The sequence below is a fragment of the Streptomyces sp. NPDC085927 genome (assembly GCF_044540975.1).
Lineage (GTDB): Bacteria > Actinomycetota > Actinomycetes > Streptomycetales > Streptomycetaceae > Streptomyces > Streptomyces hirsutus.
In genome coordinates this window covers 440997-467367 of the sequence record NZ_JBITSN010000004.1, presented here as the reverse complement: position 1 = coordinate 467367, position 26371 = coordinate 440997, and the positions used below count along the sequence as shown (strand labels likewise).

23 protein-coding genes and 3 pseudogenes are annotated in these 26371 nt (G+C 70.7%); 13 read left to right on the top strand and 13 right to left on the bottom strand.

The window, feature by feature from the left end; genetic code table 11:
• Window positions 1-63 precede the first annotated feature (63 nt).
• Window positions 64-453 (bottom strand): ArsR/SmtB family transcription factor, encoded by a 390-nt coding sequence (locus tag ACIF80_RS14025; RefSeq protein ID WP_399803631.1) that lies wholly within the window; start codon window positions 451-453, stop codon window positions 64-66.
• A gap of 179 nt (window positions 454-632) precedes the next feature.
• Entirely contained in the window at window positions 633-1616 is a 984-nt protein-coding gene (locus ACIF80_RS14020; RefSeq protein ID WP_399803628.1) for a PstS family phosphate ABC transporter substrate-binding protein, read from the bottom strand.
• Window positions 1617-1906: 290 nt separating this feature from the next.
• On the opposite strand from ACIF80_RS14020, the gene ligA reads away from it, so the two are divergent.
• Both ligA and ACIF80_RS14010 read left to right on the top strand, forming a co-directional pair.
• Window positions 1907-4009 (top strand): NAD-dependent DNA ligase LigA, encoded by a 2103-nt coding sequence (ligA, locus tag ACIF80_RS14015; RefSeq protein WP_399803626.1) that lies wholly within the window; start codon window positions 1907-1909, stop codon window positions 4007-4009.
• Window positions 4010-4251: 242 nt separating this feature from the next.
• Window positions 4252-5283 (top strand): SDR family oxidoreductase, encoded by a 1032-nt coding sequence (locus ACIF80_RS14010; RefSeq protein ID WP_399803623.1) that lies wholly within the window; start codon window positions 4252-4254, stop codon window positions 5281-5283.
• Window positions 5284-5330: 47 nt separating this feature from the next.
• On the opposite strand, the gene ACIF80_RS14005 is transcribed toward ACIF80_RS14010, so the two are convergent.
• Together ACIF80_RS14005 and ACIF80_RS14000 are read right to left on the bottom strand one after the other, a co-directional pair.
• Window positions 5331-5549, bottom strand: coding sequence for an EF-hand domain-containing protein (locus ACIF80_RS14005; RefSeq protein ID WP_381365089.1), 219 nt, complete (start codon window positions 5547-5549; stop codon window positions 5331-5333).
• 313 nt (window positions 5550-5862) lie between these two features.
• The gene (locus ACIF80_RS14000; RefSeq protein WP_399803620.1) at window positions 5863-6732 is read right to left on the bottom strand and encodes a universal stress protein; all 870 of its coding nucleotides are present in this window, start codon (window positions 6730-6732) and stop codon (window positions 5863-5865) included.
• Between the two features lie 490 nt (window positions 6733-7222).
• Here ACIF80_RS14000 and ACIF80_RS13995 point away from each other — a divergent pair, with 490 nt between their 5' ends.
• Complete coding sequence (locus ACIF80_RS13995) at window positions 7223-8251, top strand: alcohol dehydrogenase catalytic domain-containing protein (protein WP_399803618.1); 1029 nt, start codon at window positions 7223-7225, stop codon at window positions 8249-8251.
• A gap of 323 nt (window positions 8252-8574) precedes the next feature.
• Here ACIF80_RS13995 and ACIF80_RS13990 read toward each other — a convergent pair whose 3' ends face one another.
• The 4 genes from ACIF80_RS13990 to ACIF80_RS13975 all read right to left on the bottom strand — a co-directional run bounded on the left by ACIF80_RS13990 (window position 8575) and on the right by ACIF80_RS13975 (window position 12022).
• The gene (locus ACIF80_RS13990; RefSeq protein ID WP_399803615.1) at window positions 8575-9198 is read right to left on the bottom strand and encodes a hypothetical protein; all 624 of its coding nucleotides are present in this window, start codon (window positions 9196-9198) and stop codon (window positions 8575-8577) included.
• A 334-nt stretch (window positions 9199-9532) separates the two neighbouring features.
• Window positions 9533-9880 (bottom strand): anti-sigma factor family protein, encoded by a 348-nt coding sequence (locus ACIF80_RS13985; protein ID WP_399803612.1) that lies wholly within the window; start codon window positions 9878-9880, stop codon window positions 9533-9535.
• Between the two features lie 217 nt (window positions 9881-10097).
• On the bottom strand, window positions 10098-10793 hold the full coding sequence (locus tag ACIF80_RS13980) for a response regulator (protein WP_399803609.1): 696 nt from the start codon (window positions 10791-10793) through the stop codon (window positions 10098-10100).
• Window positions 10790-12022 carry a sensor histidine kinase gene (locus ACIF80_RS13975; RefSeq protein WP_399803607.1) on the bottom strand — a complete coding sequence of 411 codons (1233 nt, stop codon included), beginning with the start codon at window positions 12020-12022 and terminating at the stop codon, window positions 10790-10792. The genes ACIF80_RS13980 and ACIF80_RS13975 overlap by 4 nt, the downstream gene beginning before the upstream one ends.
• Window positions 12023-12257: 235 nt before the next feature.
• On the opposite strand from ACIF80_RS13975, the gene ACIF80_RS13970 reads away from it, so the two are divergent.
• A complete protein-coding gene (locus ACIF80_RS13970) occupies window positions 12258-13787 on the top strand; it encodes an FAD-dependent monooxygenase (protein WP_399803604.1) in 1530 nt (509 codons plus the stop codon).
• A 232-nt stretch (window positions 13788-14019) separates the two neighbouring features.
• Here ACIF80_RS13970 and ACIF80_RS13965 read toward each other — a convergent pair.
• Window positions 14020-14334 (bottom strand): annotated as a pseudogene (locus tag ACIF80_RS13965) (nuclear transport factor 2 family protein); the annotation flags it as partial.
• 544 nt (window positions 14335-14878) lie between these two features.
• Here ACIF80_RS13965 and ACIF80_RS13960 point away from each other — a divergent pair.
• The 3 genes from ACIF80_RS13960 to ACIF80_RS13950 all read left to right on the top strand — a co-directional run bounded on the left by ACIF80_RS13960 (window position 14879) and on the right by ACIF80_RS13950 (window position 17737).
• Window positions 14879-15673 carry an SDR family NAD(P)-dependent oxidoreductase gene (locus ACIF80_RS13960; protein ID WP_399803601.1) on the top strand — a complete coding sequence of 265 codons (795 nt, stop codon included), beginning with the start codon at window positions 14879-14881 and terminating at the stop codon, window positions 15671-15673.
• Window positions 15674-15796: 123 nt separating this feature from the next.
• On the top strand, window positions 15797-16636 hold the full coding sequence (locus tag ACIF80_RS13955; RefSeq protein WP_399803598.1) for an enoyl-CoA hydratase/isomerase family protein: 840 nt from the start codon (window positions 15797-15799) through the stop codon (window positions 16634-16636).
• A gap of 156 nt (window positions 16637-16792) precedes the next feature.
• Window positions 16793-17737: an alpha/beta fold hydrolase gene (locus tag ACIF80_RS13950; RefSeq protein WP_399803595.1), complete on the top strand. Its 945-nt coding sequence runs from the start codon at window positions 16793-16795 to the stop codon at window positions 17735-17737.
• Between the two features lie 165 nt (window positions 17738-17902).
• Here ACIF80_RS13950 and ACIF80_RS13945 read toward each other — a convergent pair.
• A pseudogene (locus ACIF80_RS13945) lies at window positions 17903-18136 on the bottom strand (IS6 family transposase); the annotation flags it as partial.
• A gap of 53 nt (window positions 18137-18189) precedes the next feature.
• Between ACIF80_RS13945 and ACIF80_RS13940 the strand changes: the two are divergent.
• Complete coding sequence (locus ACIF80_RS13940; RefSeq protein WP_399803593.1) at window positions 18190-18393, top strand: DNA-binding protein; 204 nt, start codon at window positions 18190-18192, stop codon at window positions 18391-18393.
• A gap of 153 nt (window positions 18394-18546) precedes the next feature.
• Here ACIF80_RS13940 and ACIF80_RS13935 read toward each other — a convergent pair whose 3' ends face one another.
• The gene (locus ACIF80_RS13935; protein ID WP_399803590.1) at window positions 18547-20145 is read right to left on the bottom strand and encodes a DUF6056 family protein; all 1599 of its coding nucleotides are present in this window, start codon (window positions 20143-20145) and stop codon (window positions 18547-18549) included.
• A gap of 360 nt (window positions 20146-20505) precedes the next feature.
• Here ACIF80_RS13935 and dhaK point away from each other — a divergent pair, with 360 nt between their 5' ends.
• From dhaK to ACIF80_RS13920, 3 genes are read left to right on the top strand one after another with little or no spacing between them, the layout of a single operon-like run.
• On the top strand, window positions 20506-21498 hold the full coding sequence (gene dhaK / locus ACIF80_RS13930; RefSeq protein ID WP_399803587.1) for a dihydroxyacetone kinase subunit DhaK: 993 nt from the start codon (window positions 20506-20508) through the stop codon (window positions 21496-21498).
• Window positions 21499-21546: 48 nt separating this feature from the next.
• The gene (gene dhaL, locus ACIF80_RS13925; RefSeq protein ID WP_399803585.1) at window positions 21547-22191 is read left to right on the top strand and encodes a dihydroxyacetone kinase subunit DhaL; all 645 of its coding nucleotides are present in this window, start codon (window positions 21547-21549) and stop codon (window positions 22189-22191) included.
• Window positions 22184-22597, top strand: coding sequence for a PTS-dependent dihydroxyacetone kinase phosphotransferase subunit DhaM (locus ACIF80_RS13920; RefSeq protein WP_399803582.1), 414 nt, complete (start codon window positions 22184-22186; stop codon window positions 22595-22597). Before dhaL ends, ACIF80_RS13920 begins: the two co-directional genes overlap by 8 nt.
• Before the next feature lie 163 nt (window positions 22598-22760).
• Here the strand turns inward: ACIF80_RS13920 and ACIF80_RS13915 are convergent, their stop codons facing one another.
• Window positions 22761-23462, bottom strand: a complete 702-nt coding sequence (locus ACIF80_RS13915; RefSeq protein WP_399803979.1) for a glycoside hydrolase family 75 protein — start codon at window positions 23460-23462, stop codon at window positions 22761-22763.
• Window positions 23463-23737: 275 nt separating this feature from the next.
• Here ACIF80_RS13915 and ACIF80_RS13910 point away from each other — a divergent pair, with 275 nt between their 5' ends.
• Entirely contained in the window at window positions 23738-24799 is a 1062-nt protein-coding gene (locus tag ACIF80_RS13910; protein ID WP_399803579.1) for a fibronectin type III domain-containing protein, read from the top strand.
• Between the two features lie 255 nt (window positions 24800-25054).
• The gene (locus ACIF80_RS13905; protein WP_399803576.1) at window positions 25055-25600 is read left to right on the top strand and encodes a hypothetical protein; all 546 of its coding nucleotides are present in this window, start codon (window positions 25055-25057) and stop codon (window positions 25598-25600) included.
• 225 nt (window positions 25601-25825) lie between these two features.
• Here ACIF80_RS13905 and ACIF80_RS13900 read toward each other — a convergent pair.
• Window positions 25826-26356, bottom strand: a pseudogene (locus tag ACIF80_RS13900) (PadR family transcriptional regulator); the annotation flags it as partial.
• Window positions 26357-26371: the final 15 nt, after the last annotated feature.

The window sequence follows — 26371 nt, the reverse complement described above, 5'->3', positions numbered from 1 at the left end:
GAAGCCGGTCCGAGCGGTCCGCCCGAGAGATCGGCCCGAGCGGGTCCCGGCGGGACAGGAGGGTCAGACCGCCGCCGGCTCCTGCGGGCTCATGGGCCCCAGGACCTCGCGCACCCGGCGCAGCCCGGCGGGGTCGACGGAGTACCAGACCCAGGTGCCTCGCCGCTCGCGGTTCAGCAGTCCGGACTCGGTCATGACCTTGAGGTGATGACTGACGGTGGGCTGTCGCAGGCCCAGGCAGTCCGTGAGGTCACAGACGCACGCTTCCCCCCGGGGAGCCCGCTCGATGAGGTGCAGCAACTGCAGTCGCGTCGGGTCGGCGACGGCCTTCAGCACGGCGGCGAGCCGCTCGGCCTCGCCACGGTCGATCAACAGGCAGGCCAGGTCCGTCGCACACGCTTCCGGGCCGTCCGACACCGTCTCCGCCCGCACGCCGTACGAAGAGATAGCCATCCTTGCAGCATAGGTGCGGGCCAGGGGTTCCTCCGGTACGGAAAGCCAGTCCTTCCCGCCTGTTCACCAGGGGTTCGCCTGCGCCACAGACCCTCCAGCAACCCGGCACACACCGGGCCGTTGGGCAACGGGCAACGGGCAACGGGCAACGGGCAACGGGCAACGGGCAACGCTCCCGCTCAGGACTCCTGCTTCGCCTTGAGAGCGTCGAGGTCCTTGCGCAGCTCGGCGTCCTGCTCCGCGTTGAGCGGCACGAAGTTGGCCTTCTCGGCGATGCGCTTGTTGTTCTCGACGTAGTACTCGATGAACGCCGCGACCTCCGGCTTCTCCAGCGAGGACGCCTTCGGGTAGATGAACAGCGGTCGCGCCAGCGGCTTGTAGCTGCCGTCCTGAACGGCCTGCACGGTCGGGGCGACGCAGCCGTCACCGCTGTCGATCGCCAGGGCCTTCAGCTTGTCCTTGCTCTCCTCGTAGTAGGAGTGGCCGAAGTAGCCCATGCCGCCCACGGATCCCGAGACACCCTGCACGATGAGGTCGTCGTCCTCGTTCACCTTGTAGTCGGTGCGCGAGGCGCCCTCCTCACCGTTGACGGCGTCGGTGAAGTAGTCGAAGGTGCCCGATTCCGTTCCGGGACCGAACAGTTCCAGTTCCTGGTCGGGGAACGTCGCATCGACCTGGTTCCAGTTGTCGATCTTCGAACCGGGCTGCCAGATCATCCTCAGCTGGTCCACCGTGAGGCACTCGGCGAAGTCGTTGTCCTTGCTCACCACGACGGACAGGCCGTCACCGGCGACCTGGAGTTCCTGGTACTCGACCCCCTTCAGCTTGCAGGCCGACGCCTCGATGTCCTCGATCGCGCGCGAAGCGTTGGAGATGTCGGTCTCGCCGTGGCAGAACGTGTCGAAACCGCCACCGGTTCCGGACGTGCCGACGGTGACCTCGACGTCGGCGTTCTCCGCCCGGAAGAGCTCGGCCGCCACCGTGGACAGCGGAGCCACCGTGCTGGAACCGTCCACCTGGACGGTGCCCGACGGCTTCTCCCTCTCACCGCCGCTGCCGTCCGACCCCGCCTCGGCACTGCCGCACGCGCTCACGGCCAGCAGTACAGCCGCCGTCAGAACCACAGGGGTCTTGGCCCTGCGCAACGAGGTGGGAATGTTCACGTGTCTCTCGATCCTGGTGACCGCCGAAGGTGCCCGGCATGCCGATGAGGAACGCGATGCGCTCCGTTGGGACACTTGGATCGAATCCCACCTATACGAATCGAGGGCGTACAAGCGACCACTGGGACATGAACCATGGGTATCCACCCATATGGAGGCATCCGGTGGGCGGTGACGCAGGCAACGGCCCGGCATCGCCCGATGGGTCGGTCTTTGGGGAATCGGCTGTGCGGATCGGTGCAGGTCGGCGTCCGGGCCCGTTGTCAGTGGCGGGCGGCATGATGCCGGTCATGACTACTCCCGCAGCAGTGATCGTGGATGCCGCCGCCTACGCGCAGGCGGTCGAGAACGCCGTGAGCGCGGCGGCCGCCTACTACGAGGGCGGCACCTCGCCGTTGGACGACGACACCTACGACCGGCTGGTCCGCGGGATCGCCGCTTGGGAGACGGCGCACCCGGACGAGGTCCTGTCCGGCTCCCCCACCGGCAAGGTCGCCGGCGGCGCGGTGGAGGGCGACATACCGCACACGGTGCCGATGCTCAGCCTCGACAACGTCTTCTCGGCCGAGGAGTTCATGGCGTGGACGGCGTCCCTGGCCCGACGCATCGGCCGTGAGGTCACCCGCTTCAGTGTGGGCCCGAAGCTGGACGGGCTCGCGATCGTCGCCCGCTACAGCGACGGTCGTCTCACCCGGCTGATCACTCGTGGGGACGGGATCGCCGGGGAGGACGTCTCGCACGCGATCGGCACCGTCGTGGGGCTGCCCGAGCGGCTGGCCGAGCCGGTCACCGTGGAGGTGCGCGGTGAAGTCCTGATGACGGCGGCCCAGTTTGAGTACGCGAACGAGGCCCGCACGGGCCACGGCGGTCAGCCGTTCGCCAATCCGCGCAACGCCGCCGCGGGCACCCTGCGGGCGAAGGAGCGGCTCTACACCGTGCCGATGACGTTCTTCGGCTACGGACTGCTGCCGCTGCCCGGCACCGACGGTCCCCTTGCCGAGCGGCTGGCGGAGCTCCCCCACAGCGACCTGATGTCCCTGGCCGCCGGGCTCGGCGTGCACACCAGCGCCGCGACCGCGGTCCCGGAATCCGTCGCCGAGTCGCCGGAGCAGGCCCTGTCCCGGGTGAAGGAAATCGCCGCGGTACGGGTGGAGTTGCCGTTCGGCATCGACGGGATCGTCATCAAGGCCGACCTCGCCGCGGACCAGCGGGACGCCGGATCCGGCTCCCGCGCGCCCCGGTGGGCGATCGCGTACAAGCTGCCGGCCGTGGAGAAGATCACCCGGCTGCTGGAAGTGGAGTGGAACGTCGGGCGGACCGGCATCATCGCCCCGCGCGGCGTCCTCGAACCAGTGGTCGTCGACGGCTCCACCATCACCTACGCCACCCTGCACAACCCGGCCGACATCACCCGGCGCGACCTGCGGCTCGGCGACCACGTCATGGTCCATCGCGCCGGTGACGTCATCCCCCGCATCGAGGCCCCCGTCGTCCACCTGCGCACCGGCGAGGAACAGCCCATCGTCTTCCCCGAACAGTGTCCGCGCTGCGGATCGGACATCGACACCAGCGGGGAGCGCTGGCGGTGTGCGCAGGGCCGCAACTGCCACCTGGTCGCCTCGCTCTCCTACGCCGCGGGACGCGACCAGCTCGACATCGAGGGCCTGGGAGCCACCCGTGTCGTCCAGCTCGTCGACGCGGGTCTCGTCGCCGATCTCGCCGACGTGTTCGCCCTCCGGCGCGACCAACTGCTCGGCCTGGAGCGGATGGGTGAGACCAGCACCGACAATCTGCTCGCCGCGATCGCCGCGGCCAAGGAGCAGCCGCTGTCGCGGGTGCTCTGCGCGCTCGGCGTCCGCGGCACCGGCCGGTCCATGTCCCGGCGCATCGCCCGGTACTTCGCCACCATGGACAACATCCGCTCCGCCGACGCCGAAACGATGCAGCGGGTGGACGGCATCGGACCGGAGAAGGCACCCTCGATCGTCACGGAACTCGCCGAACTCGCCCCGCTCATCGACAAGCTCGTCGCGGCGGGCGTCAACACGACGGAACCCGGCGCCACTCCGCCTCCGGCCACCGACACCGACGCCGACGCCGACGCCGACGGCCGGAACACGGCCGGGACGCCTGGAGCGGACCGCCCGCTGGCCGACATGACGGTGGTGGTCACCGGTGCGATGACCGGAGATCTGGAGAAGCTCTCCCGCAACGAGATGAACGAACTCATCGAACGGGCCGGCGGCCGCTCCTCCTCCAGCGTTTCCAGGAGGACCACCCTCGTCGTCGCCGGAGAAGGTGCCGGCTCCAAGCGCGCCAAGGCCGAACAGCTCGGCATCCGCCTCACCACCCCGGACGAGTTCGCCACGCTGGTCGCGGGGCTTCTGGAGTGACCGTCGCGACGACCGTGGGAAGCAGGGGTCGTTCCCGGTGACGACCGCCCGGGTCCGGGAGCGCGCGGTACACCCTGATCACCCGGAGTCCGGGACCCTCCACCGTCCCGGGCCGGCAGCCGTCGGCGGTGGCCCGCCCGGGCTGGGGAGGATCGTTTCCCGCGCCCCGGTCCGGCGGCGCGTGCCGGACCGGGGGCCGGGTACTCGGCGGGCCTCACGGGCGTCGCCGAAAGGAGCTTCCGATGGCCGGCACAGCGGGCGAGAGGGTAGTGGTCACGGGCGCGACCGGCAATGTGGGGACGAGCCTCGTACGCCTGCTCTCCGAGGACCCGGAGGTCGAGTGGGTGCGAGGCGTCGCCCGGCGGACGCCCGATTGGACCCCGCCGAAGACCGAGTGGCACGCCGTCGATCTGGCGTCCGAGCGGGCCGACCCGACGGAGGTGTGCCGGGGAGCGACCGCCGTGGTGCATCTGGCGTGGGCGTTCCAGCCGACGCACGATCCGGCGAGCACCTGGCGCACCAACGTGCTCGGCAGCATGAGGATGTTCGAGGCGGCCGCGGCCGCGGGGGTACCGACGCTCGTGCACGCCTCCTCCGTGGGGGCCTACTCCCCCGGTCCCAAGGACCGGGCCGTCGACGAGTCCTGGCCGACACACGGCTGGCCGGACGCGGCCTACTGCCGTGAGAAGGCGTACCTGGAACGGGCCTTGGACGTCTTCGTCCGTGACCACCCCGGGGTGCGGGTGGTACGTATGCGCCCTGCGTTCCTCTTCAAGCGGGAGTCGGCGAGCGAGCAGCGCCGCATCTTCGGCGGTCGCTTCCTCCCCGGCCCGGTGGTCCGCCCCGAGCTGCTGCCCTTCCTCCCGGACGTCCCCGGCCTGACGGTGCAGGCCCTGCACACGGACGACGCCGCTCAGGCCTACCGGCTGGCCGTGCACTCGGCCGGGGCCCGGGGCGCCTTCAATCTCGCTGCCGACCCCGTGGTCGACAGCGACCTCCTCGCCGAGATGCTCGGCCTGCGCCCGGTGCGGCTGCCGCGTACGGCGGCCCGGTCCGCCGTCGCCGCCGCCTGGGGACTCCGTCTCCTTCCCGCCTCTCCTCACCTCTTCGACGCGGTACTGCGGCTGCCCCTGATGGACTGCTCCCGCGCCCGCACGGAACTGGGCTGGCGGCCGGAGTACACCGCGACGGAGGTGCTGCGGGAGTTCCTGGACGGGTTGCGGCACGGCGCGGGCGCCGACACCGCGCCCATGCGAGGACGCAAGGTCGGCTGAAGGCGGCACGAACGGGCCCGGCACCCTCGCGTGCCGGGCCGCTGGTGTCAACGGTTCATGGCCGCCCAGAACTCCTCGAAGGACATCTGGCCGTCGCCGTTGGCGTCGAGCGAATCGATCAGTTCCTGGGCCTCCGACTCGGTGATCTCGGAACCCTCCAGCTCCGCCACGACCTTCCGGTACTCGTCTGCGGTGACCAGGCCGTCCCCGTCCAGGTCGTAGCGCTCGAAGACCTTCCGCGCCGCTGTCTCCACGATGTCCGCCATGTGCTCCGTCTTTCTGCGATCTTCGCTGACGGGCCCACACTATCCGTCCGCCCGGGAGCGAACGCGGGCGCTGCCCCAGCCCGCCCGGGACGCCGCCCCCGGTCCGCGTACATCGTGGCGGAGGCCACGCCCCGACCCGAGCGGCCACCGGTGTTCCTGCCGTTCAGCTGTCCAGGCGGTGCTTGCCGAGCAAGGCGACCATTTCGGCGTCATGGGGCGGTGAGGTACCAGTGGCCGGCGAGGGTGCCGGGCCGGCGACATGACACGAGTCCTCCCGTCCGGTTCCGGTTCACTCTCGGGTCCGCCCACCGGCTCAGCCGTGCCGGGACTCGGGCACGGTGATCACCGGGCACTCCGCCCGGTGCAGGAGGCCGTGCACCACCGATCCCAGTCTCATGCCGGAGTACCCCCCGCGCCCGCGTCTGCCGACGACGACCACCAGGGCGCCGGTCGAAGCGCGGGCCAGTTCCTCCACCGGGTGGCCGCGCAGGACCTCATGGGTGATCTTCACATCCGGGTACCTCCCTCCCCGTCCCGCTACGGTCTCGGACAGGATCCGGCGCCGCTCGTCGAGCCCCGCCTCTTCGTCGCCGAAGGACACGACGGGCCGCCGCCACACCCACACGGCGTGCAGGGCGGCGCCGTGCAGCGCTGCCTCTTCCACGGCGAACTCCATGGCGGCTCTCGAGGGTCCGCTGCCGTCGACCCCCACGACGAGACGGGGATGCCGTTGCCCCGCGCGCTCCGGCTCCCTGACCACGACGACCGGGCAGTCCGCCCGGGCACTCACCGGAACGGCCACCGAGCCCGCGCTGAGGAGCTCTTCCGGTCGGCTGAGCCGACGGGAACCGACAACGACCATCCGGGCCTGCACCGCCTTCCGGCAGAGCGCCGCCGCCGGCGTCCCGTCGAGCAGTTCCGTCGCCAGGGGCACTTCCGCGTACAGCGCCCGCACCGTGGCGATCGCGTCGGCGAGCGCACCCTCGCCCTGGACCCGGAGCATGGTGCGATTCCAGGGCGCGTCGACGTGCTGCCCGCCGGACAGGGGCGGCACCGCCACCACGAGCCGCAGGGGCGACCGCCTGCGGACAGCCTCGTCGGCCGCCCAGGCGAGCGCCGGAACGGACTGCTCGCGCGGGTCGATCCCGACGATCACCTCATTGCGTACAGCGGTGTTCTGCATGGCTCCTCCTGCCGCCTCGTGCCGTCATGGGGAACGGACTGCCACGAGTGGGCCCGGCATCGCCGTAAGTGCCCTCGGCCGTGCCCCGTTCAGTGACGCTCGGACGGGACGCTCCGTTCACGCCGTCATCGCCGCCGCACGAGAGCCGGGACCGGCAAGTCTCCGCCCGGGGGCCGAAGGTCCCGCGTGCGGCCTGTCCCGCTCCATTCTTTCCCCGGACGGGCTCGCCCGCCGCCCCACGCCGGCGAGCCGGCCCCGGTCCCGGCCGAGGGAAGCCCCGGCGGTTCCGCTTCCCGCCAGGGACCACGGCGACCGGTCGGATCGCGCGGGCGGTGACCGCGAACTCACCGACCCCAGCACGGGGCGGCGATGTTCTCCGTCATGATCTCTTCGGCTCCCCTGCGAGGTCGGACGGTCGCAGTTGCCCCGGCCTCTTTTGAGAGCGAACGTGGTGAAGGAGGTCACCGAAGCAGCCAGAGAGTGGGTGATCATGCGAGCACTCGTCTACCACGGCCCCGGACAGACCGCCTGGGACAAGGTCATGGATCCGGCGATCGAGGACCCGACCGACGCGATCGTGCGCGTCGACGCCACCACCGTCTGCGGCACCGATCTGCACATCCTGCACGGAGAACTCCCCGAAGTGAAGCCCGGAACGGTCCTCGGCCACGAGGCTGTCGGCGAGGTGATGGACATCGGCCGCGAGGTCCACTCCATTGGCCCGGGCGATCAGGTGATCGTGTCGTCCGTCACGGCCTGCGGCCACTGTCAGCCCTGCCGGGACAACACGTTCGGACAATGCCGCGGCGGGGGCGGATGGATCCTCGGGGATCTGATCAACGGCACCCAGGCCGAGTTCGTACGGGTGCCCTTCGCCGATTACTCCACCCGGCGGACGCCCGGCACCTTGGCGCTCGATGACGCCGTCCTGTTCTCCGAAGTCCTCCCCACCGCCTACGAGGTCGGTGTGCGCAACGGACACGTGGGCCCCGGAGACACCGTCGTCGTCGTGGGCGCCGGTCCGATCGGACTCGCCGCGGTCATGACGGCGCGGATCTACTCGCCGCGCAGAATCGTCGCGGTGGACCTGTCCTCCTCCCGGCTGGAAGCCGCCGGCCGGCTGGGGGCCGACGCCGCCGAGCTGCCCGGACAGCTGATGGCCGATCTCGCGGACGGGCCCGGCGCCGACGTGGTCATCGAGGCCGCCGGAGCCCCGGACAGCTTCGTCCTGTGCACCCGGGCCGTCCGCTCGGGCGGGCACATCGCCAACATCGGCATGCACGGCAAACCGGCCACACTCCATCTCGAGGCGCTGTGGCGCAAGAACGTGACGATCAGCACCGGCCAGGTCGACACCTCCTCCACGCCTTGGCTGCTCGATCTGGTGACGTCCGGACGCCTGCACATCTCCCCGCTCGTCACCCACACCTTCGGCCTCAGCCAGATGAAGGACGCCTATGAGGTCTTCTCCCACGGCACCGACACCGGCGCCCTCAAGGTCGTACTGCACCGCGAATAGAGCGCCCCGGCCGGTGACCGGCCGCGAGACGGACCTGCGGCTCCACCGAGCCTTCCGGCCGCCGTGCCCGAGGCGTCGGTTCTCCTGCTCCTCGCCGGCCCCTCCTTCGCTGTCCACGTGAACTGTCTGCGTTTCGATGCCCGTGGCTCGCGGTGCCCGGCCGCGGAGGACCTGCCGGCGTATCCGTCGAGGGCGCCGTCCGGCCCTCGCTCGCCGGGCCGTCGGGCCTGGTCGAGCGGGACCTCACCGCACGGGGCCGGCGGGGACGCGGGCGGGGCGCCCCCGGCAAGCGGAGGTGCCCCGGCCCGACGGCTCCGCGGCCGTCAGAGCAGCCAGCGGTTGCGGCTGACGAAGGGCAGCCGCGCCCAGACCCTGCCCAGGCCCCAGGTGGCGCCGGCGCCCGCGGCGGCGAGGGCGACCAGGACGACGGCGTAGATCAGGTGGTAGTCGACGAACGGGTTCGTCGACATGCTCGGCGAACCGTCCGGCAGATGCCGGGCCGGCGGCCATTCCGCGACCCACATCAGGGCCATCATGGCGCTGCCGCCGGCCGCGGCGAGCCACAGGCCGACGCCCGCGATCAGCGCGATTCCGATGCCGAGCAGGCCGAGCATGAACAGCCAGTCGGCCCACGCCGCCCCGGCCCAGTCGTGGAAGGTGGACTCCATCGGTCCGACGGCGACACCGCTGAGGAAGCCCCGGGTCGGCGATCCGCCCTCGATCCACCCCTTGCCGGAGGGGGTCGCGTAGCCGAAGCCGAACGTCTTGTCCAGGAACGCCCACAGGAAGACGAAGCCCGTCAGCAGACGGAGGCCGGCGAACACGTACGCGCGGGTCCCGGTCGCCTCGGCGGTCACCGGCTCGGCAGGCGCGGGAGCCTCCCCGGCACCGTGCAGGGGCGGGAGGCGGAATCCCCGGCGCCGGTGGGGGTGGTCGTGAACTGCCATGATGCTCATCCCTTCCAGAGGGTGACGCAGGACGTGGACGACTCTCCTTGCCTCTTCATTGCCTCTTCAATGTCTCGCGTCACCGACACCCGCCACAGGGGCCGCAAGGCCCGGACAGCGGGCCGAACGCCCCCTGGGCAAAGTCCAAAAGAAGCGGCGGTGCTCGGTGAGGAATGCCTGGCGGCGGGCACGCGCATGGTTCCTCCTGGACGTGTACACGTCCAGGAGGAACCATGCGCGTGCCCTCCGCGGTTCGCGGTGAGCCCCATCACCGGCGCGCTCGGCGCGCACTTCCGGTGTGCCGCCCGGGCGGATCAGCACGCTGCCCGGTCGCTCACCTGACGCAGGCAAGCCGACTCACCCATTGGGACAGCGTGAGCGAGGTGGTCAGGGCCCCTCGGGCCGCACTGTGCCGGCGGCGTCGGTGCCGCGAACCATCGTGGCACCCGGCCGACCCGGGCAGGCACGACGGCTGCTGCCGGCCGGGGTCGTGCGCCAGGGCCTTGCGAAGAGAGGACAGGTGTGCGGCCACGGCCGCGAGGCAGTGATGCTCGTCCCGGCAGTCAGGGCAGGTCGCCAGGTGGGCGCGGACCGCGCTCGCCTCGCCGGGGTCCAGGACGTTGAGGGCGTGTCCTTCCAGCAGGTCGCCGATGGTGCGGCAATCCTGGGAGAGAGTAAGCATGGCGGGTCCCTTCGTGCGGGGGTGAGAATCGCGCCGTCAACGGGGCCGGTATACGGCTGGTGCACCGGTACACGGCTCCGTTTCATGACCTCACCATCGCCCAGGAAAGGCCCCTTGCGCGTCGTCCCCGTGCAGCAATTCCCGGGTACCACGGCCGCGGTATCCGGCAGGCCGGCCTACGACAGGGCCACAACGCGCTCCGCGGCCACGCCGGCATTCACCCGGTCGCTGAGGGACGAGTCGCCGTCGTCGCCGGGCTGACCACGCCGCACTGGTAGGCGATGACCACCAGCTGGGCCCGGTCGCGGGCGTCCAGCTTGGTCATGGCCCGGTTGACGTGGGTCTTGGCCGTCAGCGGGCTGACGAACAGACGCTCGGCGATCTCGTCGTTCGACAGTCCCAGCGCGACAAGCCCCAGGACATCGCGTTCCCGTCGCGTCAGGCATTCCAGCCGCTCGTGCACGGCTGCCGTGCACGGTTCCGGCTGCGCCAGGAACCGCCTGATCAGCCCTCGGGTCGCCGAGGGGGACAGCAGCGCGTCCCCCTCGGCGACCGTGCGGACGGCGTCGAGCAGTTCCTCGGGCCGGGCGCCCTTGCCGAGAAAGCCGCTCGCACCTGCCCGCAGGGCCTCCGCGACGTACTCGTCGTCCTCGAAGGTGGTCAGGATCAGGACCTTCACCGCCGAGAGGTCCTCGGCCTCGCCGATCAGCCGCGTGGCGACGAGGCCGTCCATCTCGGGCATGCGGATGTCCATCAGGATCACATCCGGTTGCTGCGTCCTCGCCAGCTCCACCGCCTCGCGGCCGTTGGACGCCTCGCCCACGGTCTCCATGTCGTCGGCGGAATCGAACAGCATCCGGAAGGTGCCCCGCAGCAGGGCCTGGTCATCGGCGAGCAGTACGCGGATCGTCATGCCCATCTCTCCTCGGCGTTCCGCCCGATCGGTGCCACCATTGCCGCGCCCGGCCGCAGCGGCAGTTCGGCGGTCACGGTGAAGCCCCCGTCGGGGCGCGCCGCGGCCTCCAGCTTTCCCCCGACGCTGGCCGCACGCTCACGCATCCCGATCAGCCCGTGGCCGGTCTCGGAGTGGGGCTCGTGCGGTCGGGCGCGCCCGTCGTCCTCGACCGTGATCGTCAGCCATTGGGGCCGGTAGTGCAGGTAGAGGCGGGCGTGATCGGCCCCGGCGTGCTTGCGCACATTCGTCAGGGCCTCCTGCACGATGCGGTATGCGGCCAGGTCCACCGCCGGCGCCAGCGGCTCAACCATGCCGTGCCGCATGTGCCTGACGGACAGGCCGACACGCTCGAAGGACGCCAGAAGCTCCGGTACCTGCGCCAGGCCCGGCATCGGATCCCGCGGCGCTTTTGGATCATCGGACTGCCGCAGGAGGCCCACGGTCACCCGGAGTTCCTCCAGCGCGGACCGACTGGTGTCCCGGATGCCCTCCAGAGCGGTGACCAACTGCTCCGGCCGCCGCTCCACCAGGTGAACAGCAACACCGGCCTGCGCGTTGATCAAGGCGATGTGGTGCGCGACCACATCGTGCAACTCGCGCGCGATCCGGACCCGCTCGGCCGCCACCCGCTGCCGCGCCTCCTGCTCACGGGTCCGCTCCGCGTACTCCGCCCGTTCCTCCACGGCCGCCACATACGCGCGGCGTGAGCGCACCCCGTCCCCCACGGCGGCGGGCAGGGCCGTCCAGGCCACCATCGCCACGTTGTCCCGGACGAGCCATGAGCCGGAGCCGGAGCCGAACACCAGGGCTGCCCCGACCAGCAGGGCGGCCGAGGCCGACGCCACCATCCATGCAGTCCGCCGGTCGGTCCGGACGGCCACGGTGTAGACGGACACGATGACCGGACTCGTCACCAGCGGACTCTCCCGAACCCCGAGCACCTGAAAACCCGCCCCGCAGACGAGGGCGATGACCAGGACGCCGAACGGGTGGCGACGACGCCACAGCAACGCGAAACAGCAGACCGCCGCCAGCACCATGGCAGGCGGGCGGACCGAAATCCGGTGCTCGTACGGGATGACGGAGGCGGCCCCGACCGACAGCACGAACAGCACAACCGGCCCCAGCACGTCCAGCATGCCGACCCGGGCGCCCACTCCCCGCCGCCAACCGTTGATCACTGCCATGCCACCACCGTAGGGCCGACACCCGGGTGCCGCTGGCTCGCCGACGCCGGCCGCCACCGCGGAGGCGTCCGATCGGCCCCGGACGACGACAGCCCGTGCAGGTCTGAGCTCAGCCGCTCACGCTGACCGCAGCGCCAACGGTCGATCGGCCCCTCCTCGCCATAGCGGGGCACAGGCTCGACGCAGTACGCGCCGAACGATCTCGCGCGTGTCTCGTCTCCACTACCGTGGATTCATGACGGCGCCGCTGGATGTGCTGGTAGTGGGAGCGGGGCCGACCGGTCTTGCCCTCGCCGCGCAGCTGCGCTCGTACGGAGCGCGGTTCAGGATCGTCGATCGCTCCCTCGACCGGGTGCGGGAGTCGCGGGCGCTCGCCATCCAGCCCCGCACCCTGGAGGCATTGGCGGGCTTCGGGGTGACGGACGAGTTGGTGGCCCGGGGCAACCCGGCGATGCGGCTGCGGCTCCACCTGCCTCGCCGCGTGGTGGCGTTGCGCTTGTTCGACATCGGGCTGACCGACACGGCGTATCCGTTCCTGTTGTTCCTCTCGCAGGCCGAGACGGAGCGCGTCCTCTCCGAGTACCTGGCCGCGCGGGACGTGACGATCGAGCGTGGCAGCGAACTGGTCCGGCTGGAGTCGACGGACTCGTCCGTCGACTGCCGGCTGCGCCACGACGACGGCTCGCAGGAGGCCGTGGAGGCGCGCTACATCGTGGGCTGCGACGGCGCCCACAGCACCGTGCGCAGCCAGAGCGGCATCGGATTCGAGGGATACGCCTACCCGCAGACCTTCCTGCTCGCCGACCTGGAGGTCGACGGGCTGGAGCCGGACTCCGTGCACTCATACATGAGCGGGGCGGGGATGGTGTTCTTCTTCCCCCTCGGCTCGCCTGCCGGCTGGCGCATGCTCGCGATGCGCCCGCCCGACGCCCCGGAGGCCGAGGTGGACCTGCCGTTGTTGCAGGAGATCACCGACCGTTGCACCGGCGAGCGGCTGACGCTGCGGGATCCCGTCTGGATGACCGACTTCCGCCTCCACAACCGTGGCGCCGCCCGCTACCGCTTGGGCCCCTGCTTCCTCGCGGGCGATGCGGCCCATATCCACAGCCCGGCCGGTGCGCAGGGCATGAACACCGGCATCCAGGACGCGCTCAACCTCGGCTGGAAGCTCGCCCTCGTCTGCCGGGGCACAGCGCCAGAGGAACTGCTGGCAACGTATGAGGCCGAGCGGGCACCCGTCGGCCACAGCGTGCTGCGCTTCACCGACCGCGCCTTCAGCATCGCCACCAGCAGCAACCCCGTTATCCGCGTCGGCCGTACCCAGGTCGCCCCGCGTCTGGCGCCGCTGGCGCTCCGCGCGGCCAAGATCCGCGGGCGGCTCTTCCGAACGGTCTCCGAACTGGGCATCCACTACCGGCGCAGTCCCGCGTCCACGGCCGGCTCACGACCGCCCAGGGGCGGGCCGAGAGCCGGGGACCGGCTGCCCGACCTGCCCCGGGGGTTGCAGGCACGCACGGCGGCAGCGGGCTGGCACCTGCTGCTGTCCGGGCCGCCACCCCTCTGGTCGGACGAACGGCTCTCTTCGGCCCTGGAAGGACGGATCGGCCCGGTCTCCGTCCACCGGCTCGGCGGGCAGAGCCCGTGGCCGGGCCTCGCGCAGGGACTCGTTCGTCCCGACGGCTACCTGGGCTATGTCGCACGGGGCGCCGACCTGGACGGACTACGGACCTACCTGGACCGTTGGTTGCCGGTCGGCCACCGTTGATTCCACCCGCCGCAATGCGACCGGTGGCCTCTCCGACCGTTAGGTTGCGCAGTGCCAGCACGCTGGTCTTTCGCCATGAGGCGGCTGTCCTGCGCCGCGCGGAGAGCGGGCCAGGGTAGGCCGGCTGCCCTCGCCGTGCAGGACGGCCGGGGGTGGACTGCCAGGCGAGGACGAGGCGGAAGATGTCGTTGTGGACGAAGAAGCCGCCGGGCCGGCCGGGGATCGGTGCCAGGGTGAACGAACGGGTGAAGTTCATCGGCTTGTCGAAGGCGTTGTCGATGGCGAGGTTGCCGGTGACGAGGACCACGACGCTGCTGTTCGCTCCGGGCTGCGCGTCGATCGAGGTGATCTGCGTCTTGACGACCTTCGGCTCGGGCTTCTTGAGCTGCTCGACGATGTTGCCCGCCCCCTGGATCCGGTTGCCCTCCCAGGTGAGCATCGACTCCGGCCGGTAGAGACTCGCGAGGCTGTCCCGCCCGTCGTAATTGCCGAACGACCGGAAGTAGTGGCCCACGAACGCGTTGGCGATGCCAGCGAAGCCTGCCATGCGCGGAACGTATCAGCCCGACTACAATTGGTGTCCATCGGCTCAGTGACGTTCACCCGGCCAGGTACGGACGGGCCTCCGGCCGGCCCGCTCAGAGCGAGGTCCATCGCGCCACAGGGGTACAACGGCCGGCCGTGCTCCGCGCAGTAACCACAGAACATCATCAGCGACGCCACCTCCTCGGGGCTGGTCATATCCTGCCGGGCCTCCTTCGACTTCACCGCGAACGGGAGCTCGGACGACGCCCGGGTACGGGACCTCATGGTTGCCGTGTCGCCCTCCCACGCGGCCCTCATCCTGGCGGCACCCTCGCTGCGACGCACGCCGACTGGTCGCGCTCCTTGTCGCAGGGCTACGCCAACCGTGCTGACCGCTCGCGAACGACAGAGCCCTCGCACCAACGGCCCTTTGTGAGAGCAAGATCGAGACCGAGCCGCCGACGGCCCGTCGGACCCGATCCAGCCAGGGCTGGCTCGCCCGAGCCAGTGGCTCCGGTTCCGCCTACCCTCGAGATACGGGGTGACCAACCCAGAGAAGGACCGTCATGGATCTCCAGATCAAGGACAAGGTCGCCGTCGTCACCGGGGCGAGCAAGGGCATCGGCCTAGCCATCGCCGACGCGTTCGGCCGTGAAGGCGCACACGTCGTCGCGGGCAGCCGGAGTATCACTCCCGAGCTCGAAGCACTGCACGAGAAGTACGGCGTCACCGCAGTCCCGGTCGACCTGTCCACCGCAGACGGACCAGGCACACTCGTCCGGCTTGCCGTGGACCAGTACGGCAGGGTCGAGATCCTGGTCAACAATCTGGGTGCCGCGACGTCCCGTCCGAGCTTCCTGGACATCGACGAAGCCGAGTGGCAACGCATCTTCAACATGACCCTGTTCAGCGCAGTCCGGGCCAGCCGCGCGGCGCTCCCCCACCTGCTCGACGCGGACGGGGGCGCCATCATCAACATCAGCTCCATCAACGCGCGTATGCCCTTTCCCGCGGTCGTGGACTACTCCGCGGCCAAGGCCGGACTGTCCAGCCTGAGCAAGTCACTGTCCGAAGAGTTCGCACCGCGAGGCGTCCGGGTCAACGCGATCGCCCCGGGACCGGTCCGCACTCCCTTCTGGACCGCCCCGGGCGCCTTCGCCGACGCAACGGCAGCCCAGGCCGGCACCACCGCGCAGGAAGCCATGGACGTAGTCGTGCCGAAGAGCATGGGCATCTCCACCAGACGGATCACCGAAGCTCACGAAGTCGCCGCTCTGACCCTCTTCCTCGCCTCCCCGCTCGCCGGAAACATCACGGGAGCCGAGTTCACCATCGACGGCGGCCAGATCAAGACTTTGTGATTCCTCACCTGCCTGCGCACCCGGTGACCAGGCACCGAGCGGCAGGAGACGGACCTGGCAGCTCCCAGCTCTCACAGCCGGGGTGTCGCCCCGGTCCGTGAGGTGCGCCGAGAGGAAGGGCCCATGACCGCCTCGTACGACACCATCAGCACCAGGCTGGACGGCAACGTCCTGTCCGCCACCTTCGACGCCCCGCCGATCAACCTCATCGGTCCCGAGGTCGTGCGCGACCTGGTGGGACTGCTCGAGGAGCTCTCGCACCCGGACTCTGTCCGCGTGGTGGTCTTCGACAGCGCGGATCCCGACTTCTTCTTCCCTCACGTCGACTTGACCAAAGTGCCCGAATACACCGATGAAGCCGCCAAGGGCGGCGGCCCGGGCGATGCCTCCCTCGGGATGCTGTTCCACAAGCTGAGCCAGATCCCGGCCGTCACCATCGCCAAGCTGCGCGGCCGAGCACGAGGGGCGGGCAGTGAGTTCCTCCTCGCCTGTGACATGCGCTTCGCCTCCCGGGAGAACGCCCTCCTGAGCCAGCCCGAAGTCGGATTCGGCACCTCGCCCGGCGCGGGCGCCATCCAGCACCTCACTCGTCTGCTGGGCCGGGGCCGTGCGCTCGAGGCCGTACTGACGTCGGCCGACTTCGACGCCGAACTCGCCGAACGCTACGGATGGATCAACCGCGCCGTGCCCGATGCCGAGCTGGATGAGTTCGTCGTCGGCATCGCCGCGCGCATGGGAGGCTTCCCCCGCGATGCGCTGATCGCGGCCAAAACGGCCATCAACGCCATCAGCCTGCCGACTCCGGCCAACGTGCGCGCGGATGCTGCGCTGTTCCAGCAGCTCGTTCGGGGTGAGGGAGCGCAGCATCGCGCGGCAGAGCTGTTCGAGCAAGGCTTCCAGACTCGAGGCCGTACCGAGCTTGATCTCGGCGAAGTATTGGGCGATTTGAAGGCCGTCGACTGATTCCCGCTTCGAGGCCGAGACAGCCCGAACGGGGGTCAGCTGCCCCATCGAGCCTGGGAATGGCGCCCGCAGCGATTCCTCGGGGCTGTTATGGTGCGCCCCGCTCGCCACGATCGCGAACGGAATTCGGCACAGCGATCAACGGAGACGGTAGCGATGGGTCCAGCCACCGAGGCGCTGGCCGTCTCGCGCGACCCGTACCGGTTGCACACCGACATCACGCCGGGAGTCGGTCTTCCCGTACTTCTGCTGCACGGCTTTCCCGACAGCAGCCGCCTCCACGATCGATTGCTTCCGCGCCTGGAAGGCCGGATGCCAGCGGTGCGATTCGACTTCCTGGGCTGGGGGAAATCGGGCAAGCCGCGGGGCTGTGCCTGTACGGCCGCGAACCAGATGGGCGGCCTCGTCGCCGTCGCCGATGCAGTGTCCGCCAGGCTGGATGCCCGTAGGCTGGTCCTGGTCGGGCACTCCTACGGCGGCTCGATGATCACCAACGCCGCGACTGGAAACTCCAACGTCAGGTCACTGGTCTACATAGCCGGCTTTGCCCCGGAGAAGGGCGAGTCGGCGGCCGAGCTGCTCGCCAAGTTCCCCGGCAGCCGACTGGCCGACGCGTTCAACGCCGTGCCCATCCCCAAGGACCAGGGGGCGGTGGACCTCTACGTCAAGCCCGACAGGTTCCGGGACGTCTTCCTCAGTAACCGGCTCAGCACCGCCGAGGCGGCCGTGGCCGCCGCCTCCCAGCGTCCCGCGACGCCCGCCACGTCCAATGAAAGGTCCGGTGCCCCCGCGTGGAAGACCATCCCCAGCTGGTTCCTGGTGAGCACCGACGACCGCGCCATCGGCACCGCGAACCTCCGCTTCATGGCCGAACGCGCCCGGGCCCGCACCGTCGAGGCCGACGCCCCGCACGCCGCCTGTCTGACCGCCCCGAACGCTGTGACGGACCTGATTCTCGACGCGGCCGGTACCCGGAGCCTGGCCCACACCGGGAGTTCCGCCCGCACCGCCGCAGCCATGAGCGGCGCCGCAGCTGCCATCGGGCTGGGTACTGCCTTGCTCTGGTCCGCCCGCGGGCGGCGGCAGAGCAGCCGGGCCTGACCGGCACGCCGCCTGTGCGCTGCTGCGGTACGTGCTGCCGGGTGCCCTTCCGGAGGGGCGCTGGCCGCACCGGGGCCAGGCCGACGCGTGATGTTGTCAAGTCGAGGGAGCGTCGGGCGGTGTGACCTGTAGCGGGGCGTGGCCGGGCGGGATGTCCGTGCTGGTTCAGGTGGGCGTGTCCACGCCGGTGACCTGGTTCCACACGGTGCAGCGCTCGGTCGTCTCCTGTCGGTGGTCACGGGCGGTGGGCAGGTGTCGGCGTGGTCGGAAGTGCGGGGGGACGGCGCTGAAGACTCCCAGGAACCGCTGGGCCGAGGCGGCGGATCGGAAGCCCCTCATCGCCCGTTCGCGTTCCCTGGTCAGCGGGTGAGAGTTCTCTGCCCGGTTGTTCAGCACCTTAAAGGTCGTTTTTCCCGTTGTTTCAGACGACGCCCACGTGCCACGATCGCCTCATGGAACCTACCGAGGCAGACGCCGGGCTTCCTCGTGGCATGGGAGCGCCGGCGACTCGCGCTCTCGCAGCCGCGGGATACACCGATCTCAGCCGGCTCGCCGACGTGTCCGAGGAGGAACTCAAGGCCCTGCACGGCGTGGGCCCGAAGGCTTTGCGTGTGCTTCGCGAGGCCCTGGCGGAACGTGGCCTCGGCCCGAGCTGACAAAAGCGCCCTCCAAGCACTTCGGCGCGGTGCGTCCGTACAGGTATCCCGAAACTCATCCATCGCCGTCAACGACTGACGCTACAAGCAGACCCGGCCGGGTGATTGTCGCCGGATGGAGAACCCGCACAGTCGGCGCACCGTCCTGCTCCTCTACGTTCGGCCCGAGGGCCGAGTGGCGTCGGTGACGCGGTCGATCCGGTAGTAGTCGGCGACGCACCCTCCGGGCCAGTAGAAGTGTCCCTGCCGGCTGAACGGCTCCAGCATCCGGCTGATCGCGAGTCGTTCGTAGGAGAGGACCCGGACACCGGAGCTTGCGCCTTCACGCAGTCGCCGGTCCTGGGCATCCCACTTCACCGCTCGCGCGCGCATGTTCGCGTCGAGGTTGAGCAGGGCGATCGCCGGGCCGAAGCAGACCAGGACGCAGAGCACCGCGCACGCGGCCTGCAGGGGGCCGGTCCGCCGCGCGCGCTGCCGGGCCGCCATGCCCAGCAGTGCCCCGGCGCCGACGAGCAGAGCCACGTACACCAAGAGGTAGTCGTTCCAGAGCCGGTTGGCGCTGGGAGCACTCACCCGCTCCTGGAAGACCGGATAGGTGATGACCGTGCAGAGGTAGCCGGACACGAGGAGCGCGGCCACTGCGGCACAGGCCGTCAGAGGCCAGTGGGCGGGCGGGCCTGGCGGGCCCCCGTCCAGGCGTCGGCACAACAGGCCCAGGAGCGCCCCCACCGCGACCGCCCCGACGTACTGCCAGGTGGTGACAACGGTGTGGGCGATCTCCGCGAACCCGCGCAGCGAGGCGGCGAGCGACTCCGGCGCGAGCAAGGATGTCGTATCCGCACCGAACCGGTCCCGCCGGGCGTTCGAGCCGGGTGAGGTGATCAGGACAAGAACCCCCGCCGTGAGCCCGGTGATACCCGCTGCGCACCAGAGATCGACAAGCGCTCTTCTCTTGGTCTCGGGATCGAAGATCTCGTGGGCGAGCATCATGAGCACTTGGTGGTGGATCTCTTCGATGTTGGCGTTGCCAGCCCTCGTCATCCCCGCAGCATCCAGTTTCCCCCGCTTCACCTGAATCCCGAAGTACAGGAAGTGCCGCGCGGGCGCGGTGTAGCGCATCCAGATGTCCTTGCCGTACTCCAGCGCCTTGTCCTTGTGCCCGGCTGCGGTGATCCGGTGGAATCCAAGCTGCCGGAACAGCGGAAGCAGCACTTTTTCGATGAGACCACCCTCACTGCACCTGTCGAGGTACGCAGCAAGGCCGGCACGGCGATGCGCCTCTGCGGCTGCGAAAGCGAAGGGGCGATGCGGGTTTGCCGCCAAGGCCGAGACAATCTTCTTCCCAAGGTGGCGGAGATAGCAGTGGCCATCGGCAGCGTAGAACGCTTCGAAACCTTCCCGAACGAGTACTTGATTGAGCCGGCGAAGCACGTTCGGCTGGTCCGGCCCCTCATTGAGGGCGTCAGCAGGACTCATCAGGTAGTCGATGAGCCTGCAAAAGGACTCCGGGGGCTGAGCAGGACCGCCGTGCGGCTCGGCCGGCATCGCTGCAAGGACGTCGGCCACCCAACGGAGCCGGGGCGAGCCGTCGTGCACCCAGTCCGTGCCGAGCTCAGCGAAGAACTCGGTGATGCACATGCCGGACCGGTAAAGGAAGCGCTTCGGTTCCGATGAGCTGCCGGGACCGCCGGAGCCGAGGTTTCCGCACACCAGGTCACCAAGAGATTCGAGCGTTCTCTTCCTGGACTTCACGACAGATCCCCTCCCTGTCACCGCCGCGTCTCGGCCGCGCATGCCCCGCCCTCATTGCGGCCCGCCGCACGGCGAAGGCTGCGGACCGTCCCACCTTCCGGGCGCACCTGAGCGCCCGCGTACGTGACCTTCGCTCCCGCAAGGTCAATACTTCAGACAAGAGGACTTCAGCCGGCCCGCAACCAACCATCCAGCAGACCTGACGGCCCGTCACCAAAGTCGGCATCAAGTAAGCATCAGTACCGCCACAGCCCGCTTCCGGCCGCTGTGGACCGCCAGGACCGAGAACTTCCCCTACCTGCTCTGACCAGCAAAAACGCAGATCGAAGACCCACCTGCCAAGCTCCCCAGGAGGTACCCGTGAAGATGTTGATCAATGTGCCGGAGACCGTGGTCGCTGATGCGTTGCGGGGGATGGCGGCGGCACATCCCGAGCTTGCGGTGGACGTGGAGAACCGGGTGATCGTCCGGCGGGACGCTCCCATGGCCGGAAAAGTGGGTCTGGTCTCCGGCGGGGGTTCCGGGCACGAGCCGCTGCACGGCGGATTCGTGGGGCCCGGGATGCTCTCGGCGGCCTGTCCCGGAGAGGTGTTCACCTCTCCCGTGCCCGACCAGATGGTGCGGGCGGCGGCTGCCGTGGACAGTGGCGCCGGAGTGCTGTTCGTCGTGAAGAACTACACCGGTGACGTGCTCAACTTCGACATGGCCGCCGAGCTGGCCGAGGACGAGGGCATCCAGGTCGCGAAGGTGCTGGTCGACGACGATGTCGCGGTGACCGACAGTCTCTACACCGCGGGCCGGCGCGGCACCGGTGCGACGCTGTTCGTGGAGAAGATCGCGGGCGCGGCGGCCGAGGAGGGACAGCCGCTGGAGCGGGTGGAGGCTCTCGCCCGGCAGGTCAACGAGAACTCCCGCAGTTTCGGTGTGGCCCTGACCGCCGTCACCACCCCTGCCAAGGGCAGCCCGACCTTCGATCTGCCGACGGGCGAACTGGAGCTGGGCATCGGCATCCACGGCGAGCCGGGCCGGGAGCGGCGGCCGATGATGACCTCGGGTGAGATCGCCGAGGCCGCCGTCGACGCGATCCTCGCCGACATCACCCCGCGCAATCCGGTCCTGGTCCTGGTCAACGGTATGGGCGCGACCCCGCTGCTGGAGCTGTACGGCTTCAACGCCGAGGTGCAGCGGGTGCTCGGCGAACGTGGTGTCCCCGTCGCCCGGGTACTCGTCGGCAACTACGTGACGTCGCTCGACATGGCGGGCGCCTCGGTCACCCTGTGCCAGATCGACGAGGAGACCCTGCGGCTGTGGGACGCGCCGGTGAAAACCCCGGGACTGCGCTGGGGCATGTGAGGGACACCGGGGCGGTTGGTCACAGTGCCTAGTACACAAGGAGTTCCAGTGCTCGACGCCGACTTCTTCCGCCGTTGGATGGCAGTCACCTCCGCCACCGTCGACCGTGAGGCGGAGCGGCTCACCGCTCTCGACTCGCCCATCGGGGACGCCGACCACGGCAGCAACCTCCAGCGCGGTTTCAGCGCGGTGCGGGCCGCGCTGGACAAGGAGCCGCCCGCCACGCCCGGCGCGGTACTGACCCGGTCCGGGCGGCTGCTGATCTCGACGGTGGGCGGCGCCTCCGGGCCCCTGTACGGGACGCTGCTCCGCCGCACCGGCAAGGCGCTCGGTGACGCCCCCGAGGTGAGCAGGGAGCAGCTGGCCGAGGCACTGCGCACCGGGGTGGACGCGGTGCGGCAGCTCGGGGGCGCGGCGCCGGGCGACAAGACGATGATCGACGCGCTGGTGCCCGCGGTGGACGCGCTCGGTGAATCCTTCGCCGCGGCGCGGGCCGCCGCCGAGGAGGGTGCGGTGGCCACGACACCGCTGCGGGCCCGCAAGGGCCGGGCCAGTTACCTGGGCGAGCGGAGCGTCGGACACCAGGATCCCGGAGCCACCTCGGCGGCCCTGCTGATCGCAGGCCTGGTCGATGCCTCCGACGCATCCGGCGCCTCCGGCACCCACGAGGCCGGGGAGGCGTCCGGTGAGTGACGGCGGGAAGCCGGTGGGCATCGTCCTGGTGTCCCACAGTGCTCAGGTGGCGGCGTCGGTGGCCGAGCTGGCGAAAGGGCTGGCGGGCGCCGGCAGTGCGGTGCCCGTGGCCCCGGCGGGCGGCACGGAGGACGGAGGTCTCGGTACGAGCGCCGAACTCATCGTCGCCGCGTCCGCGTCCGTCGACCGCGGCGCCGGGGTCGCCGTCCTGACCGACCTCGGCAGCGCGGTGCTCACCGTGAAGGCGCTGCTCGCCGAGGGCGACGAACTCCCGGAGCACACCCGGCTGGTGGATGCGCCGTTCGTGGAGGGCGCGGTCGCCGCGGTGGTCACGGCGTCCACGGGAGCGGACCTCGCGGCGGTGGAGGCCGCGGCGGCGGAGGCGTACACGTACCGGAAGGTCTGACGAGCACGGTCGCGGCGGGAAGTGACGGGCGGGCCCTTCCGCCGCCCGTCGCTCCCTCCTGCCCGTCGTTCCCCCGTCATTCCCTCCTGCCCGTCACTTCCCCACCGGTCCCTCCCCGCCCGGCGGGCTCAGGTTTCGGGCCCGTCGGGGGTGGTGGTTCGGCTCAGCCGCCGTTCACGAACTGCTGGGCCAGTCCCTCTCCCGCCGCCACCGCGGCATTCCGGTCCTCGATGGGGCTCACCCGGCTGTTCTTGAACACGATGTAGGTGACACCGGAGGGCGTGCCGCCGCTCCATGGGTCGGGGGCGATGCCGAGCGCTTCGGCCGCCGCGTAGGACGCCTCACCGATGATGCCCGCGGGGCCGGTGTCGCCCACGACCGCGTACTGCACCTGGTCGCCGTACACGACGGCCGCCACCGAGCCGCCCCGGACGCCGTGCGCCCGGTAGTCCCAGAGCGCGCTCGGCACCGGCACCACCACGTAGGGCAGGGTCTCGGAGTTCAGTGGACGGCCGTCGGACTGCGCGAACGCCGTGGAGGCGGAGAAGTACGGGTCGGCGGCGACGTTGCAGCGGATGCCGGGCTGTCCGTCGCAGTCGATGTCCATGTCGGCCTTCCAGAACACGACCTCGTCGGTGCCGCACACGGGGATGGTGGCGGCGGCGCCCTGGTCGCTCCGGTAATTACCGTGGGAGACGGGGGTGCAGTCACGTACCTCGGCCAGCAGGTCGGCGGCGCTGACGGAGCCACCCTTCCGTACGGCCGGTGGTTCCGTGCGGGCCTGCGGGGAGGCGGTGCTGTGGAGCATCGTGGGGGCGAGCACGGCGACGCCGGCCACGGCCAGTGCGAGCGACTGGACAGGGATCACGGTTCGTGGGCCTCTCGTGGGGGACACTGACGGGCACTCGGCCCCATCTCATCCCGGACCCATGGCGTGGCCACCGCGACAGGGCCGTTACGGTGCACGTTCGGCTGCCTGGCAATGGGCCGGGTGCCTGAGTCGGCGCCGGTGCGGTGCCCGTACGCGGTCCGAGTCACCCGGACCGCCGCACCACCCTCTTGATGTGGCCGCGTCACTCGCGTCACCATGGAGCGAGTATTGGTCCGGACCATTCCCGCGCCCCGTCAGGAGGCAGCGTCGTGCGAGGCGTTCCTGTCACCGCTGCCGTGCCCTCACGCCGTCCTCTCGCGTTGCGTGGTGGCGCGCTCCGCTCACCGCTCCTGCTCCGCGGCGTACTCACGCTGGTACTTCTCCTGGTGGTCTCCTGCGGTGGCGGTGGCGGTGGATCCGGGGGCGGGAGCGGGGACGGCGGGCAGCCGCCCGGGGCTCCGGCGGGTGTCACGGCCGAGGCCGGCAGCGCCACGAGTGTGCATGTCATGTGGAACACCGTCACGGCCGCGAGCGCCCGGGTGAGCCGGTACGAGGTGTACCGGGGCACCACAAAGGTCGAGGAAGTACCCGGTTCCGAGCACATGGTGGATGTCACCGGGCTTCGGCCCTCCACCACGTATGCCTTCACCGTGCGGGCGCGGGACGCGGAGGGACGGCTCGGGCCCCGCAGCCGGGAGGTGCGGGCGACGACACCGGCGGCCACGGCGGCCGACCGGTCCGCACCCAGCCGCCCCTCGGACCTCCGCGGCAAGGCGGTCGGCGGCAGGGCCGTCCAGCTGAGCTGGTCCGCCTCGACGGACGACCGGGGCGTCCTGTCGTACGACGTCCACCAGGGAGAAACGAAGATCCACAGTGTCGGCGGGAGTCAGACCGCCACCGTGGTGACGGGGCTGCGACCGGGTACCCGCTACTCCTTCACGGTCCGGGCGCGGGACGCGGCCGACAACCTGTCTCCCCCCGGCGCTCCCCTCCGCCTGACCACGCCGGGCCGCGACGCCGCCCCCGCCGCGGCGCCCACCGGCTTCCGCGCCTCGAGCCACCGGTCCGAGGGGGCGTACCACATCGACCTCAGCTGGGTGCCGCCGCACGTGGACGGGGTGATCACGGAGTACCAGGTGCACCTGGACGGCCGCCCGGCCACCTCCGTCGTCTACGGCGGGGAGGCACCGCGCGACCGGACGACGTACAGCTTCTACGCGGGACGGGAGGCGGGGGTCAGTCACCGGGTACGGATCCGGGCCAGGCTGCCGGACGGAACCTGGGGCGGCTTCTCCACGGAACGCACGGTGACGACGGGCCCGGGGCGCTGAGCGGGACCGGCCCCGCCGGGCAGGCGGGCCGAGCCGGGTCCGGGCGGGGCGAGCCGGGTCCGGGCGGGCCGAGCCGGCTCGGTGCCACTCGACGGCGGGTTCGCCGGGCGACGGCCTTCGTCACCTGCCCGGCGGCGGCCGGAATGCGCCGCGGGCCGGGTGCGCATTGGCTGGGCGCGTGGCAGCACGGGCGCTCCCCGACCCTCGGCGGCGCAAGGGATGTACCGCCGGCCGTGCCGCCGGAAGGCAGTTCACATGCGCTACTCGAAGCCTCTGACCCGCTCCGGTCTGACCGTCGCAGCCGCCGCCGCGCTGCCCCTGGTGCTGGCCGGCCCGGCCGTCTCCGGTCCCGGCATCTCCGTGAGCACGACCGGTTCGACCGTCTCCGTCACGACCACCGCGTGCGCCCAGCTCAACGGCAGCTGGGGCACCGCGTCCCTGCTCGCCGGCGACCAGTCGAATTTCTCCCAGGGCCGTCAGGTGACCCTCTCGGGAAACGATACGGGGCAGTCCGCCGCCTGGTCGGACGTCGACTCGGGCACCCACACGGTGATCGTGATGTGCTCGAACGGGACCACCGCGGGCACCCAGTCCATCATCGTCTCCCCCGCCGACCCTCCCGCCTCCAGTCCGCCGGTCACCGCCTCGCCCTCGCCGTCCCTCGGGGTGATGGGCGGCATCGGCGGCAGCTCCACGGACTACGGGACGGTGACGCTGGTGGCGGGCGGCGCGCTCCTGGGTACCGGTCTCGTCGCCACGGCCTGGTACCTGCGCCGACGCAACAAACCGAACCGGTTCTGAGACGGCGCCGGTCGCCACCACGTCCGACGCGCTCCGGTCGGGCGGCCGGCGTCATGCCCCTCCGGAGCCCGAACCGTCCGATTCCGCGCGCCCGGAGTCGGACGGTTCCGTGGAGGCGGGGCCCCCCGGGGGATCGGCTCGCTCCACGTCCGGCAGCCCTGCGTTCTCCGTGCTCTGCGCGTTCTCCGTGCTCTGCGCGCTGTCCGCGTTCTCCGTGAACTCCGCGATCTGCGCGAACTCCGCGAGCGCGTGCCCGAGCCACCCGGTCCAGAAGGTCTCCAGGTCGATACCGGCCCGGAGCACCAGATGCCGCAGCCGGTCGTCCGGGGCGTTCCTGCCGGGCGGGAAGTCCCGCCGCTCGATCTCCTGGTACTCCGCCAACTGCCTTTCGTGCAGGTCCAGATGGCGCCGCAGATCGGCTTCGAGGTCTCCGGCGCCGACCACCGCCGCCGCCCTCAGCCGCAACAGCAGCGCGTCGCGCATCGGCTTGGGGCCCTGCGCCGTGGAGGTCCAGCGCGCCAGTTCGGCGCGGCCCGCGGGCAGGACCTCGTAGGCCTTCTTCTGCCCGCGGGCGGGCTGTTCGGCGGTCAGCGCCCGGATCAGGCCCTCGGCCTCCAGTTTCCCCAGCTCGCGGTAGATCTGCTGATGCGTCGCGGACCAGAAGTATCCGATCGACTTGTCGAAGCGACGGGTCAGCTCCAGCCCCGACGACGGCTTCTCGAGCAGGGCGGTGAGGATCGCGTGCGGGAGTGACATGGGCCCCATCCTAGG